The 14,318-nt window shown below is 60.5% G+C and carries 9 protein-coding genes; 3 read left to right on the top strand and 6 right to left on the bottom strand.

The features are described 5' to 3' along the window. Positions 1-60 precede the first annotated feature (60 nt). Positions 61-1,716 (top strand): lysine--tRNA ligase, encoded by a 1,656-nt coding sequence (locus tag GF108_RS00245; protein ID WP_153666417.1) that lies wholly within the window; start codon positions 61-63, stop codon positions 1,714-1,716. Positions 1,717-1,743: 27 nt separating this feature from the next. Then, positions 1,744-2,127 carry a VOC family protein gene (locus tag GF108_RS00250; RefSeq protein ID WP_153666418.1) on the top strand — a complete coding sequence of 128 codons (384 nt, stop codon included), beginning with the start codon at positions 1,744-1,746 and terminating at the stop codon, positions 2,125-2,127. A gap of 113 nt (positions 2,128-2,240) precedes the next feature. On the opposite strand, the gene GF108_RS00255 is transcribed toward GF108_RS00250, so the two are convergent. From GF108_RS00255 to GF108_RS00280, 6 genes are all read right to left on the bottom strand, one after another. Then, positions 2,241-3,158 carry a thermonuclease family protein gene (locus GF108_RS00255; RefSeq protein ID WP_153666419.1) on the bottom strand — a complete coding sequence of 306 codons (918 nt, stop codon included), beginning with the start codon at positions 3,156-3,158 and terminating at the stop codon, positions 2,241-2,243. An 11-nt stretch (positions 3,159-3,169) separates the two neighbouring features. After that, positions 3,170-3,811, bottom strand: a complete 642-nt coding sequence (locus GF108_RS00260) for a helix-turn-helix transcriptional regulator (RefSeq protein WP_153666420.1) — start codon at positions 3,809-3,811, stop codon at positions 3,170-3,172. Between the two features lie 150 nt (positions 3,812-3,961). Continuing rightward, on the bottom strand, positions 3,962-6,181 hold the full coding sequence (locus GF108_RS00265; protein ID WP_153666421.1) for a 3-hydroxyacyl-CoA dehydrogenase NAD-binding domain-containing protein: 2,220 nt from the start codon (positions 6,179-6,181) through the stop codon (positions 3,962-3,964). 14 nt (positions 6,182-6,195) lie between these two features. Beyond that, a complete protein-coding gene (locus GF108_RS00270) occupies positions 6,196-7,404 on the bottom strand; it encodes an acetyl-CoA C-acetyltransferase (protein ID WP_153666422.1) in 1,209 nt (402 codons plus the stop codon). A gap of 27 nt (positions 7,405-7,431) precedes the next feature. Continuing rightward, entirely contained in the window at positions 7,432-8,604 is a 1,173-nt protein-coding gene (locus GF108_RS00275) for an acyl-CoA dehydrogenase family protein (RefSeq protein WP_153666423.1), read from the bottom strand. Between the two features lie 68 nt (positions 8,605-8,672). Beyond that, complete coding sequence (locus GF108_RS00280) at positions 8,673-10,466, bottom strand: acyl-CoA dehydrogenase C-terminal domain-containing protein (protein ID WP_153666424.1); 1,794 nt, start codon at positions 10,464-10,466, stop codon at positions 8,673-8,675. A 460-nt stretch (positions 10,467-10,926) separates the two neighbouring features. On the opposite strand from GF108_RS00280, the gene GF108_RS00285 reads away from it, so the two are divergent. Further along, on the top strand, positions 10,927-14,268 hold the full coding sequence (locus GF108_RS00285) for an SEL1-like repeat protein (protein WP_153666425.1): 3,342 nt from the start codon (positions 10,927-10,929) through the stop codon (positions 14,266-14,268). Positions 14,269-14,318: the final 50 nt, after the last annotated feature.

A 14,318-nucleotide genomic window follows, 5' to 3' on the forward strand; every position in this document is an offset into this window, starting at 1 on the left:
CGCGGACGACCCGCGGACGTAGAGCGTTTCATCAAATCCAAGCGTTAACAGGAATAACGAATGAACCCGCGCCTAAACACCGAAATCGAACTGACCCCCGAATTGATCGCGGCGGCAGCAGAGGCCAAAGCATGGCCGTTCGAAGAGGCGCAGAAGATCATCAAGCGTTACGCCAAATCCGGCTTTCCTGAAACGATATTGTTCGAGACCGGCTACGGCCCTTCGGGACTGCCGCATATCGGCACCTTCGGCGAAGTGGCGCGTACCTCAATGGTGCGCCATGCTTTCCGCGTTCTGACCGGCGACAAGGTAAAGACCAAGCTTCTCTGCTTCTCCGACGACATGGACGGCATGCGCAAAATACCGGACAATGTGCCGGATCCAGCATTTCTGGCACCATATCTGCACATGCCGCTCTCGGCAGTGCCCAACCCGTTTGGCGGCGATTACAAGAGCTTTGCCGACCACAACAATGTCATGCTGTGCCGGTTCCTTGATACGTTCGGCTTCGACTATGAATTTGCGAGCGCAACGGAATATTACAAAGGGGGCCGCTTCGACGCCGTCCTGCTGCGTGCCGCCGAGCGCTATGACGATATCATGAAGGTCATGCTGCCGACGCTCGGCGAAGAGCGTCAGGCGACCTATAGCCCGTTCCTGCCGATTTCGCCGACAAGCGGGCGCGTGCTCTATGTGCCGATGAAGAAGATCGACGCGGGGAACGGCACGATCACCTTCGATGATGAGAACGGTGAAGAGACGACGCTCCCGGTCACCGGCGGCAACGTCAAGCTGCAATGGAAGCCCGACTTCGGTATGCGCTGGGCAGCGCTCGGCGTCGATTTCGAGATGTTCGGCAAGGACCACCAGACAAATGCGATCATCTATGACCGCATTTGCGAGATACTGGGTGGCCGGGCCCCCGAACATTTCGTCTACGAGCTTTTCCTCGACGAGATCGGCCAAAAGATTTCCAAGTCGAAGGGCAACGGCCTCAGCATCGACGAATGGCTGACCTACGCCCCGACTGAAAGTCTCGGCCTCTACATGTTCCAGAAGCCGCGCACGGCAAAACGGCTCTATTTCGACGTCATTCCCAAGGCGGTCGATGAATATTTCACCTATCTTTCGGCCTATGGACGTCAAAGCTGGAAGGACCGGCTGAACAACCCCGTCTGGCATCTCCATGACGGCAACCCGCCGACCGTGGACCTGCCGGTGCCGTTCGCACTGCTGCTGAACCTCGTAAGCGCCTCCAATGCTGAAAACAGCAGCGTGCTCTGGGGTTTCATTTCCCGCCATGCCAGGAATGTGACTCCGGCAAACAATCCGGAACTCGACGCGCTGGTTGGCTATGCGATCCGCTACTTCAATGATTTCGTCAAGCCGACCAAGAAATTCCGCGCGCCCGACGAGGTCGAACGCGGCGCCTTCGCCGCCATGGACGAGAAACTCGCGACACTCGCGGACGATGCCGACGGGACCGACATCCAGAACGCTATTCTCGATGTCGCCCGCAACATCGAACGCTATCAGGACCACACGAAGAAGAGCCCGGAAGGCGGTCCAGGCGTCTCGGTGTCGTTCTTCCAGATGCTCTATGAGGTACTGATCGGCCAGGAGCGCGGCCCGCGCTTCGGCTCCTTCGTCGCCCTCTATGGCATACCGGAAACGCGTGCCCTCATTGCAAAGGCCTTGGCCGGCGATCTGTCGTAGTCAGGGGCAAACCAGCGGGAGTCCTCTATGCTTGATCATACTGGAGTTTCAGTCAGCGATTTCGAAAAGAGCAAGGCGTTCTATCGCCAGTTGTTCGCGTCAATCGGCTATGAGTTGATCCTCGAATTCCCGGCCTCGGTGACCGGCAGTTCGGATGTTGCGGGCTTTGGTGAAGGCGGCAAGCCGGATTTCTGGATCGCCAGCGGCGAACCCAACAGGCCAACGATCCACGTGGCGTTTCGTGTTGGCAGCCGAAGCATCGTCGATGCCTTCTATAAGGCGGGAATTGCCGCCGGCGGAACCGACAACGGCGCGCCGGGGCTGCGGCCGCACTACCATCCCAACTATTACGGCGCCTTCGTTCGCGATCCCGACGGACATAATATCGAGGCTGTCTGCCACGAGGGTTGAAACGCGGGGGGATATTACGACACCCCTCTGGGCTACCGCTCATTACCCCACAAGGGTCCTTCGATCCGCAAGTCTTTACCCGGGGGCGTCACGGCTTGATCGGCCTTGCATCTCTACTGCGGCGGTGGCGGCGGGAACGGCGCGCCCGGGACCGGCAACGGCGCAGGGACAGCCGGCGCCGCCAATTCCTCCGGCGGTAAATTATCCTGGAGCGCAGGCACCGGCAGTTCCTGCGTAATCGGCAATGCCGGCGGTGGATTGCCGAATATGCCGAGCTTCGCCTCTTGCGCCTTCTTCATCGTTTCCGACTGGGGCGAACCATCCGGTGCGCGAGCCCAGCCGTTCTCGACGAGCCATTGCGCAAGATCGACACCACCGAGCCGGCAATGGGTCGCAATGACAGCTTCGGGCGGCGGGCCCGGCACGTCGCATTCGACCGCACGCTGGCGCAGCCAATTGCGAAACGCGGTGCGGGCCGCCATGCCGCAGGGCCAGGTCGTGCCCTCGCTGGTGCAAGTCTCGTTCGGCCTGACTTCCTCGATGCCGTCCAGCGTGATGCGATAGCCGGAAACTTCGAGCGAGCCGGCCGCGATTGCAACGGGCCGGTAAAGCAAGGTCGGCTTTGCCGTATCGTCTACCGGCACCGGCGGCGCCGGGGGTGTGAGCGATGGCGGCGGTTCCGGTGGCACAGGCGGTTTTGGCGGCAGGGCCTGGCCGAGCTCGCTCAAGGGTTGGCGCGGCGCGACCCTCTGCAATGGCGTTGCGTCACCGATCGAAGGCGACATCAGGTCCGGCTTGACGGTACGAGCCGCCTTGGGCGCTGCCTTTGGTTCATCCGGCGCCGGGCTTGCCCCCTCGCTTTGCGCGTCCTGCATTTCCGCCGGCAATTCGAAATTCTCGGTCGTTACCGTTGGCTCGTCTACGCTAGCGGGCCGCGCGGTCTCCAGCGCGCCGTTGAAAGGGGCAACGAAGGCGTAGACGAGCGTCAAGGCAACCAGAACCGTCAGGATATAAAGCGGCAGCTGGCGCATGCGGATCAGTCCTATTGGCTTGCCCACAGGATCCTCGCGATCCAATCAATATGGACCGCGTCAAAGGTGCGATTGGGATGTTCAGGATTCATCGACTGCAATTCGATCGTGCGGGCGGTCTGGCGGGCCAGAATCTTGGCCATGACTTCTCCGTCTCTGGTGCGAACCACGACGCGGTCGCCGCGGCGAACCGCAGCACCCGGCGCGACGATGATCGTATCGCCGTCACGGTAAAGCGGCAGCATCGAATCCCCCGACACCTCCAGCGCATAGACGGAGTCGCCGGAGCCCACGGGAAATTCGACTACGTCCCAGCCCTGCCCGACCGGAAAGCCGCCATCATCGAAGAAGCCGCCGGCGCCGGCCTGCGCAAAGCCGAGAAGCGGTATCGAACGGATGGCCGTGCCGCCCGCCCTTGCGGCCTTGCCCACGACCAGCATCATAAACTCATCGAGCGAGGCACCCGTGGCCTCCATGATCTTGGCGAGGGATTCGGTCGAGGGCCAGCGAGCCCGCCCGTCGACCGCGAAACGCTTTGATTTGTTGAAGGTCGTCGGATCAAGCCCCGCGCGCTTCGCCAATCCTGAAACGGAAAGCGAATGGCGTTCTGCCAATGCGTCTATGGCCGCCCAAATGCGGTCATGTGAGAACATGTTGGGTCTCGGATAAAAGGAAAAAATACCTTCAGAGGTGTTTTAAGAAGGAATTTTGGAAAAGTCGAGGGGAATTACGGAAAACTTTCTTATTATCCAAAGAAAAGTGGGCATAAGCTGCCCACTCTTTTCAGATTCATGCAGACGCCGTCAAGCAGCCTGCTTTTTCTGATCGACCGGATAAGGATTGAACCTTTCGTAGAAGGTCTCGCCCTTTTCCGCCATGTCGAGAAGGAGTTTCGGCGCCTTGAACTGGGCCCCGTACTTTCGCTGCAGCCCCTTGGCGATCTCGACGAACCTGGCAGCGCCCATGCCGTCGATATAGGAGAGCGTTCCGCCCGTATAGGGGGCAAACCCGAAGGCGAGGATCGAGCCGACGTCCGCTTCACGCGGGTCGGTAACAATGCCTTCCTCCATCACGCGGGCAGCTTCCAGAGCGATTGCAACGAGGAAGCGCTGCTTCAGCACCTCGATATCGATCTTGTCCGGGTCCTGCTGCGGGTAGAGCGTCTTCAATTCCGGCCACAGCTGCTTCTTTGCGGGCTTCGCAGGATAGTCGTAAAAGCCCTTGCCGTTCTTGCGCCCGCGGCGGTCGTACTTGTCGACCAAGGTATTGACCAGTTCAACGTGGCGGGGATCGATCGCCTTCGGCCCGAGATCGGCGAGCGTCGCCTTCAGGATCTTCTGCGACAGATCAATCGCCGTTTCGTCGTTGAGCGCCAGCGGCCCGACCGGCATTCCGGCCATGCGCGCGACGTTTTCGATCATCGCCGGCGGCACGCCCTCGATCAGCATGTTGTAGGCCTCGGCCATGTAGCGCAGCACGCAGCGGTTGACGTAGAAGCCGCGCGTGTCATTGACGACAATCGGCGTCTTCTTGATGGCACGCACGTAATCCAGCGCCACCGCAAGCGCTTTGTCCGAGGTCTTCTTGCCGAGAATGACCTCGACCAGCATCATCTTGTCGACGGGAGAGAAGAAATGGATCCCGACGAAATTCTTCGGGCGCTGCGAGACCTTGGCAAGCCCGGTGATCGGCAGCGTCGAGGTGTTGGATGCGAATACCGCGGCAGGCTTCAGTACGGCCTCGGCCTTCTCGGTCACCACACGCTTGACCTCACGGTCTTCGAACACCGCCTCGATGACAAGGTCTGCGCCTTCAAGATCGGCATAGTCGGAAGACGGCGTTATCAAGGCGAGAAGCTTTTCCTTGTCCTCGGCCGTCGCCTTGCCCCGCTGCACGTCCTTGGTGACGAGATCGGCGGAATGGGCCTTGCCCTTCTCGGCGGCATCGAGGCTCTGGTCGAGAAGCACCACCGGAATGCCGGCCTTGGCGGTGACATAGGCGATGCCGGCGCCCATGAAGCCGGCGCCGACGACGCCGACCTTCCTGAACTTTGTAGGCTTCACGTCTACCGGCCGGCGCGCCCCCTTGTTCAGTTCCTGCAGCGAGACGAAGAGCGAGCGGATCATCATTCCGGCTTCGGTCGATTGCAGGATCTTGGTGAAATAGCGCTGTTCGATCTTCAAGGCGGTATCGAACGGGACCAGCAGTCCCTCATAGACAGCCTTGAGAATGGAGGCTGCGCCCGGATAATTGCCGTAGGTTTCACGGCGCAGGATCGCAGTTGCGGCTGGCCACAGATTGGCGCCTGCCGGCGAATAGATGGCCCCGCCTGGAAGCTTGAAGCCCTTTTCGTCCCAGGGTTGAACCGGCTTCAGGCCGCCCTTGATCATCTTCTTTGCCGCCTCGACAAGCTTCTTGGCCGGCGCGATCTCGTGCACCAGGCCCATGGCCTTGGCGCGCGATGCGGTGAGGCTCGAGCCAGTGGTCATAATCTGCAGGGCATCTTGTTGGTTTGTCAGGCGCGGGACGCGCTGCGTGCCGCCGGCACCCGGGAAAATACCGACTTTGACTTCCGGCAGCGCCATCTTCACCAACGGATCGTCGGAGACGACACGGCCATGACAGGCCAGCGACATTTCGAATGCGCCGCCCATGCAGGTGCCGTTGATCGCCGAGACCCAGGGCTTGCCGCAGGTTTCAAGCTTGCGGAAGAGCCCGCCCATCTTGCCGGTGTTCTCGAACAGCAGTTCGACCGCTTTCTTCGGGTCCCTTGCCTTTTCGGCCTGGAACATCTGGAACATGCGCTTGAGCATGGTGAGGTCGGCGCCGCCGGAAAAGGTATCCTTGCCGGAGGTGATCACCGCGCCCTTGACAGTATCGTCCTTGGTCACGCGATCGACGATCTGGTCGAGTTCCTTCATCACCTCTTCGGTGAAGACGTTCATCGATTTGTCAGGCATGTCCCAGGTGACAAGTGCAATTCCGTCCGCGTCGACGTCGAATTTGAAGTTGGTATAGCTCATAAGTCCGTTCTCCCTCAGACGCGTTCGATGATTGTTGCCGTGCCCATGCCCGCACCAATGCACAGGGTAACGAGGGCGACATTGAGATCGCGGCGTTCGAGTTCATCGAGAACCGTGCCGAGGATCATCGCGCCGGTTGCACCGAGCGGATGGCCCATGGCAATGGCCCCGCCATTGACGTTGATCTTGTCGCGGGGGATGTCGAACGCCTGCATGTAGCGCAGCACGACTGCGGCAAAGGCTTCATTGAGTTCGAAGAGGTCGATGTCCGCGATTTTCATCTTGGCGCGCTTCAGGAGCTTGTGCGTCACATCCACCGGCCCGGTAAGCATCAATGCAGGGTCGGAACCGATATTGGCAAAGGCGCGGATACGGGCGCGAGGCTTGGCGCCGAGCGCCTTGCCGGCACTTTTCGAGCCGAGGAGAACGCCGGCGGCGCCATCGACAATACCGGAGGAATTGCCGGCATGGTGCACATGATTGATCGTCTCGACCTCGGGGTGCGCCTGAATTCCGACCGCATTGAAGCCGCCCATTTCGCCGGGCATCACGAAGGAGGGGTTGAGTGCCGCGAGCGCCTGCATATCGGTCGACGGGCGCATGTGTTCGTCATGATCGAGAATGGTCAGGCCGTTCTGATCCTTGATCTCGAGCACCGAATTCTTGAAATAGCCTTTCTTCCAGGCTTCGCCTGCACGCTTCTGGCTCTCGACGGCATAGGCATCCACATCGTCGCGGCTGAAGCCGTATTTGGTGGCGATTAGATCGGCGGAAACGCCCTGCGGCATGAAATAGCCCGGGAGCCCTACGGACGGGTCCATGTACCAGGCGCCGCCGGACATGCCCATGCCGACGCGCGACATGGATTCGACCCCGCCGGCGATAACGATATCGTCGGCGCCCTGCACGATCTTCGCAGCGCCGAAATTCACCGCATCGAGGCCGGAGGCGCAAAAGCGCGATATCTGCATGCCGGGTGCCTTGAAATCATAGCCGGCTTCAAAAGCCGAGGAGCGCGGAATGACGGCGCCCGCTTCGCCGACCGGATCGACGCAGCCATAGATAATGTCGTCGACCAGCCCCGTGTCGAGGCCGTTGCGGTCGCGCAGCGCCTCGAGAACATGGGCGCCAAGGCGCACGGCAGGCACTTCGTGCAGGCTGCCATCCTTCTTGCCTCTGCCGCGCGGCGTGCGCACGTGGTCGTAAATATATGCCTCAGTCATTTCATTCTCCCTGTTCGAACCCGCGGCTCATAGGCTGCGGGCGATCAAAAGCTTCATGATTTCGTTGGTGCCGCCATATATCCGTTGGACGCGCGCGTCGCGGAACATGCGGGCGATCGGGAATTCGTTCATGTAGCCATAGCCGCCATGCAGTTGCAGGCATTCGTCGACGACCTTGTTCTGCAGATCGCTCAACCAGTATTTCGCCATGGATGCGGTAAAGGGGTCGAGACCGCCGTTCACATGCCGTTCCACGCAATGATTGTAGAAAACACGGCCGATGGTCGCCTCGGTCTTGAGTTCGGCGAGCATGAACTGCGTGTTCTGAAACTCCATGACCGACTTGCCGAACGCCTTGCGCTCCTTCACATAATCGATCGTCAACGCGATCGCGCGTTCGGCCATGGCAATCGCCGAACCGCCGATCTGCAGGCGCTCCTGCGGCAATTGCTGCATCAACTGCACGAATCCCTGCCCTTCCTCGGTTCCAAGAAGATTGGAGGTCGGCACACGCACGTCGTTGAAAAACAGCTCCGAAGTGTCGTTGGACTTGAGACCGACCTTGTCGAGGTTGCGGCCCCGCTCGAAGCCTTCCTGGCCATCGGTTTCAACGACGATGAGCGAAGTGCCCTTGGCGCCCTGCGACGGATCGGTCTTGGTGACGACGATGATCAGATTGGCGAGCTGGCCATTGGTGATGAACGTCTTCGATCCATTGATGACGTAGTGGTTTCCGTCCTTCTTGGCGCTGGTCTTGACGCCCTGGAGATCGGAACCTGCTCCCGGTTCCGTCATTGCAATGGCACCGATGAGTTCGCCGGTCGCCATTTTCGGCAGCCATTTGCGCTTCTGCTCTTCCGAGCCATAGTGGAGGATATAGGGCGCGACGATGGAATTGTGGAGTGCAATGCCAAACCCGTCGGTACCGACGTGGCTGATCGCTTCGAGGATTGCGGTTTCGTGGGCGTAGGTGCCGCCGGCGCCGCCATATTCCTCCGGCATCGAAGCACAAAGCAAGCCATTCTGCCCGGCGAGTTCCCAGATGGAACGGTCGAAGATCTCCTGCTTTTCGAAACGGTCGTAATGGGGCACCACCTCGGCCTCAAGGAACCTGGTGGCCATATCCTCCAGCATTACGACATCATCGGTCTTCCACGCAGGCTTCGGAACACCCAATACTTCTTCCGGTCGCAGACCCATCACTAACCTCCCGATTTCGGTTACAGGAGCCGCGTGAGGCGCGGCTCGGAAAAGCGTTCGCCGGCAGCTTAGAATGCTTCGGCGGGCAGCGCCATCATCGTATCCGCTCCGGTCTGGATGCGGGCGAGATGCGCCGACGTCTCCGGCATCACCCGCTCCATGAAGAATTTGCCAGTGGCGAGCTTCGTCTCGAAGAACGCCTTGTTCTCGGTGCCTTCCGCGAGCTTCGCATGCGACGCCTTCGCCATGCGGGCCCACATATAGCCGAGGCTTACGAGACCGAAGAGGTGCATGTAGTCGGTCGATGCCGCGCCGGCATTGTCCGGGTTGGCCATGCCGTTCTGCATCAGCCACATGGAGGCGGTCTGCAGGTCATTCAAGCCCTTCTTCAGGTGCTTGGTGAAGAAAGCGAGATTATCGTCGCTGCGATTTTCTTCGCAGAAGTCGCCGACTTCCTTGAAGAAGGCCATGACGGCGCGGCCGCCATTGAGGCCGAGCTTGCGTCCGACCAGATCCATTGCCTGAATGCCGTTCGCGCCCTCGTAAATCATCGCGATGCGCGCGTCGCGCACATACTGGCTCATACCGTGTTCTTCGATGTAGCCGTGGCCACCGAACACCTGCTGTGCCATGCAGGCATGTTCAAAGCCCTTGTCGGTAAGAACACCCTTGAGAACCGGAGTCATCAGGCCGAGCATGTCATCGGCAAGCTGGCGCTCGGCCTCATCGCCCGAGCGATGCGCGACGTCGGATTTCAGCGCAGACCAGAGAATGAAGGCGCGGCCCGCTTCGTTGAACGACTTGATCGTCAGGAGGATGCGGCGGATGTCGGGGTGGACGATGATCGGGTCAGCCTTCTTGTCCGGCTCCTTGGGGCCGGTCAGCGCGCGGCCCTGAATACGGTCGCGGGCATAGATGGCGGCATTCTGGTAGGCGACTTCACCGATCGACAGACCCTGGAGCGCGACGCCGAGCCGTGCTTCGTTCATCATGGTGAACATGGCGCGCAGGCCCTTGTTCTCCCCGCCGAGGAGGTAGCCGGTCGCCTCGTCATAATTCATGACGCAGGTTGAATTGCCGTGAATGCCCATCTTTTCTTCGATGGAGCCACAGGAAACGCCGTTGCGCTCGCCCGGATTGCCGTTCAAATCGGGAATGAACTTCGGCACGATGAACAGCGAAATGCCCTTCACGCCCTCCGGCGCTCCTTCGATGCGGGCGAGAACGAGGTGAATGATATTCTCGGCCATGTCGTGTTCGCCGGCCGAGATGAAGATCTTCTGGCCGGAAATCTTGTACGAGCCGTCGCCGTTCGGTACCGCCTTGCTGCGTAAGAGCCCGAGATCCGTTCCGCAATGCGGTTCGGTGAGATTCATCGTGCCGGTCCAGATGCCGTCGGTCATCTTGGGAAGGTAGGCCTGCTTCTGCTCGTCGGTGCCATGCGTGACGATGGCAGCAATCGCGCCCTGGGTGAGGCCGGGATACATGACCAACGCCATGTTGGCGGATGCCATGTATTCGCCCGCCGCGACATGGAGCGTATAGGGAAGGCCCTGGCCGCCAAATTCCTGCGGAACGGCGAGCCCAACCCAGCCACCTTCGCGATAGGCATCGAAAGCCTGCTTGAAGCCCTTTGGCGTCGTGACCGAACCATCATCGTGGCGCACGCAGCCCTCATGATCGCCGATCTGGTTCACTGGAAACAACGTGTTCTCGGCGAGCTTGGCGCCTTCGCCAAGGATGGCTTCCATGATATCCGGCGACGCATCGGCAAAACCCGGGAGGTTGTTGTAGCGTTCAAATCCCAGGACATCGTTCAGGACAAACAACGTATCTTCAACGGGCGCGCGGTAACTCGGCATCAGGTTTCCTCCAAAACATAAACGAGCAGATGCGGCGCCCACACGCGGCACCGCCGGATTTATCTTTGTCTAGCAAACTTTGACGTTTCCGTAAACGTCAAAGTTTGTCGAAGTTCACAGGCAGCGCCAAGACTTGGGCGCACCCCGTACAATTCCCAGTTGCAAACAAGGCCGCAACCGCGGCAGCAGCAGCCGAGCAGATTTTTAACCTTTTAGCGCCTTATCTTAACGAGTTGTTTACCACGTTTCGCCAATGTCAACGTGTCGGTGATCCGTGTCTATGTGTGGTTGGTTTTTCACGGCTTGTCGGACTGTGTGGGGCAAAGGTCCCGGCTTTCCGAATTGGCCCGAATGATCGTCTTGCGGCGCATTCGCTTTTCGGCAGACCAAGGCCACCTTTTTCCGCCCAGTCGAATCTGGAAGCGCCAGGCCGGCGCGTCAACTCGGGCAGCAGACATCCATGACAAACCAAAGGTCATTAATGGAACAGGTCAATGTGAACCGCGCACGCCGCGATGCGACGTCGCTCGACAGCCTCAACCGCACACTAGAAACCCTTGAAGCGCAGTTGCGCGGCTCGATGCAGCCGGAAGTCGGCGAGGAAACGCCCGACATCGCCGATCGCTTCGCCGCGCTCGCCTCCCGCGCAGGACAATCGTCCCTGCCCGAACGCGTCGCGCAGGCGGCACAACCTGCAACCACTTCTACGAGCCTGCCTTCGGAAGAGAAACACGACCTTTCCGCAATCGCCGCCCAGTTGAAGCAATTGCGCGACGAGATGCGCGACGATATCGAGACCACTTCGCGCGGAGAGCTTCATGGCGAGACCATGAACCGGCTGCGCCATTCGACCACGCATGAGCGCGCGCCCTATGGCCGCAGCGCTTATTATGCGAATGAGGCCGAGGCTGCGCTGGGTTCGCTGGAACGCCGCCTCAATGAAATGCATCGCACCGTCGATGCGCCGTCGCACATGCTGCCGCTGCACAACGTCGAGGAAAAGCTTAATTTCCTCACCGGGGCCGTCGAGCAGATGTCGCGTCGCCACGGCTCCGGCATTCCGACTCAGTTCATGCAACAGATGGACGAGCGTCTCGACGAAATCAGCCGCGCCATCGTCGCCACCGCGCGGCCGGCTGCATTGCAATATGCCGAGGCCGATGCCTTCGAACGCGTCGAGGCGCGCATTTCGTCGCTTGCCTCGACAATCGAGTCAGCCACGCACGACAGAACCTCGGACGTTATTCTCAAGCGCATGGGCGAACTCGCGCATCATATAGAGCAGCTCAACAAGCAGCATGGCACGACGACGCAGAATCTCGACATTCTGGCCGAACAGCTCTCGGCCGTGGCGCGGCATTTGCAGAATGCGCCCGCCGCGATCAGCATTTCGGACTTCCGCGACCTCGAGGGCCGCGTACTGCAGATCATCAGCAAGCTCGATGCCGCGCCGCAGTTGGCAGCGGTTGATCCAGCCTTCATCGAGAAGATGGATCAGCGCTTCGAGGAACTCACGCGCCGCCTCGACCAGCATCATACGCTTGCCGAGCACAATGATATCCGCCTGACCGACAATCTCGAAGCGCGCTTTGATGACATGGCCCGCTACTTTGCCGAGAACCTGCCGCAAGTAGACGGCACCAAGGACGCCATACGCAGTCTCGAACTGCAGATCGCCGGCCTTGCCGAACGTCTCGCCCAATCAAACGATCGGGATGCTGAAATCGCGAAGATTTCGCCGCGCCTCGAAGCCATCGAAGTCGCCATCGCCGGCAATCGCGATCTCGTCGTCGAGGCAGCCCGTAATGCGGCGGCCGAGGCAATCCGCAATACCGCGAACTTCGGCAGCGATCATGACAATTCGATCGCGCGCGAGCTCGCCGAAGACCTGAAGACGCTGGAGAAGCTGGCGCGACGGTCCGACGAGCGCAACGGCCGCACCTTCGAGGCCATTCACGACACGCTGCTCAAGATCGTCGATCGCCTGGCTTCGCTCGAAAGCGGCGCTGTTCCGATCTACAAGAATTTCGGACCTGCCGAAAGCACGGCGGTCGTCGCTCCGGAAGCGCCGCTGGCCGAAACAGCAGCGTTCACCAAGGAGCCTGTCGCAGAAAGTGCGCCTGCCTTCGATGCGCCGCTTGTATCCGCCCGGGAAGAACAGCCTGCGTCTGACGAAATCGTCGACGCCGAAATTGCAACGGAAACGCCGCGGGAGCGCAAATCACTGTTCGGCAGCCTTGCACGCAGCCTCAAGGTACGCGGCAAGCGCGAGGCAGCGGCACAGGAACCGTCACTCGACCTGTCCGACGACATCAAGGAAGAGCCGGCGACAGAGATCGACGCCGACATTCTTAACCGCCCGCTCGAGCCCGGGTCTGGCATGCCCGACCTCAATTCCATCCTCAAACGCGTCCGTGACGAACGGCGCGACATGTCGGCTGCGACTGACATCGCCGGCGGCAAGGCGGATTTCATTACGGCGGCCCGCCGCGCAGCGCAGGCAGCAGCCACAGAGGCCGAAAATCAGAAGCGCGGCATCGCATTCGGTGACGGCGCGACCGACGGCACGGCCAAGAGCGGAATTTTCTCGCGTCAACGCAAGCCCATCCTGCTCGCGATTGGTGCGATCATGATCGCGATTGCCGGTCTGCAGCTGAAAAATGCCTTCGTCGATCATCCGGGAACGGATCTCGCTTCCAAGGCACCGGAGCCAGCTACCCCGGAAGAGCCCGCTATCACGCAGGAGCAGCCGCAGGCAGAGCCTCACACCGACGCTGCGCCCGAAACACCTGCCGAAAACAATGCGTCGGCAGTGTCGCAGCCTGCGCCCGTCCAGGACCCGGTAGCCGGCGTCATCAATTCCGAGCGCATGATCGATCCGGTGCCCGCGACCGTGCCGGCAACCGGCGCATCCTCCGCCGTGCTGCCGTTCATCCCGGTCGAGGCGGGACCGGAGCCGCTGCGCGATGCTGCGACCAAGGGCGACAGCCGTGCACTATTCGAGATCGGCAACCGCTACATGGAAGGTCGCGGCGTCGAAAGCGACTACGCCAAGGCCATCGAGTGGTATGACCGCGCTGCGGAGCGTGGCTTTGCGCCGGCGGAATACCGGCTTGGCAACTTCTACGAAAAGGGCCTCGGGGTCACGCGCGATCTTGCCAAGGCTAAGTCCTATTACGAATTGGCGGCCGGAAAGGGCAATGCCAGCGCGATGCACAATCTGGCGGTGCTCTTTGCAGGCGGCGCCGATGGCGCCCCTGACAACGAAGCAGCCGCGCGCTGGTTTGCCCAGGCGGCGGAACTCGGCGTCAAGGACAGCCAGTTCAACCTTGCCATCCTTTCCGCCAAAGGCATGGGCGTGCCGCAGAACCTTGAGGAAAGCTACAAATGGTTCGCGCTTGCAGCCAAGGCTGGTGATGTCGACGCTGCGCAGAAGCGTGAGGACGTAGCGAAAGTCATGAAACCCGAGCAGCTCGAGCGAGCCCGGGCTGCTGTCGAACTCTGGAACGCCAAGCCCCTCAATCCCGACGCGAACGCCACCAATGTTCCGGCGGAATGGCGCGATTCCCCGGCTGTTACCGGCTCGGTGACCTCAGGAGCGCTCGACATGGAGAAGGCCATCCGCAACGTTCAGCTGATCCTCAACAAGAACGGCTATGATGCGGGCGGCTCGGATGGCAAGATCGGAACGAAGACACGCGATGCGATCATGGCCTTCCAGAAGGACAACGGCTTGAAGCCGACAGGCAATATCGACAAGGATTTCGTCAGGAACCTTCTGCAGAAAAACAAGCAGATCTGAACTGCGTTTCCCCTCCCGGTTCGACCGGGAGGGGAGCGCGTTTCAAGCGG

The organism is Phyllobacterium sp. SYP-B3895, from assembly GCF_009647635.1.
Classification (GTDB): Bacteria; Pseudomonadota; Alphaproteobacteria; order Rhizobiales; family Rhizobiaceae; genus Phyllobacterium; species Phyllobacterium pellucidum.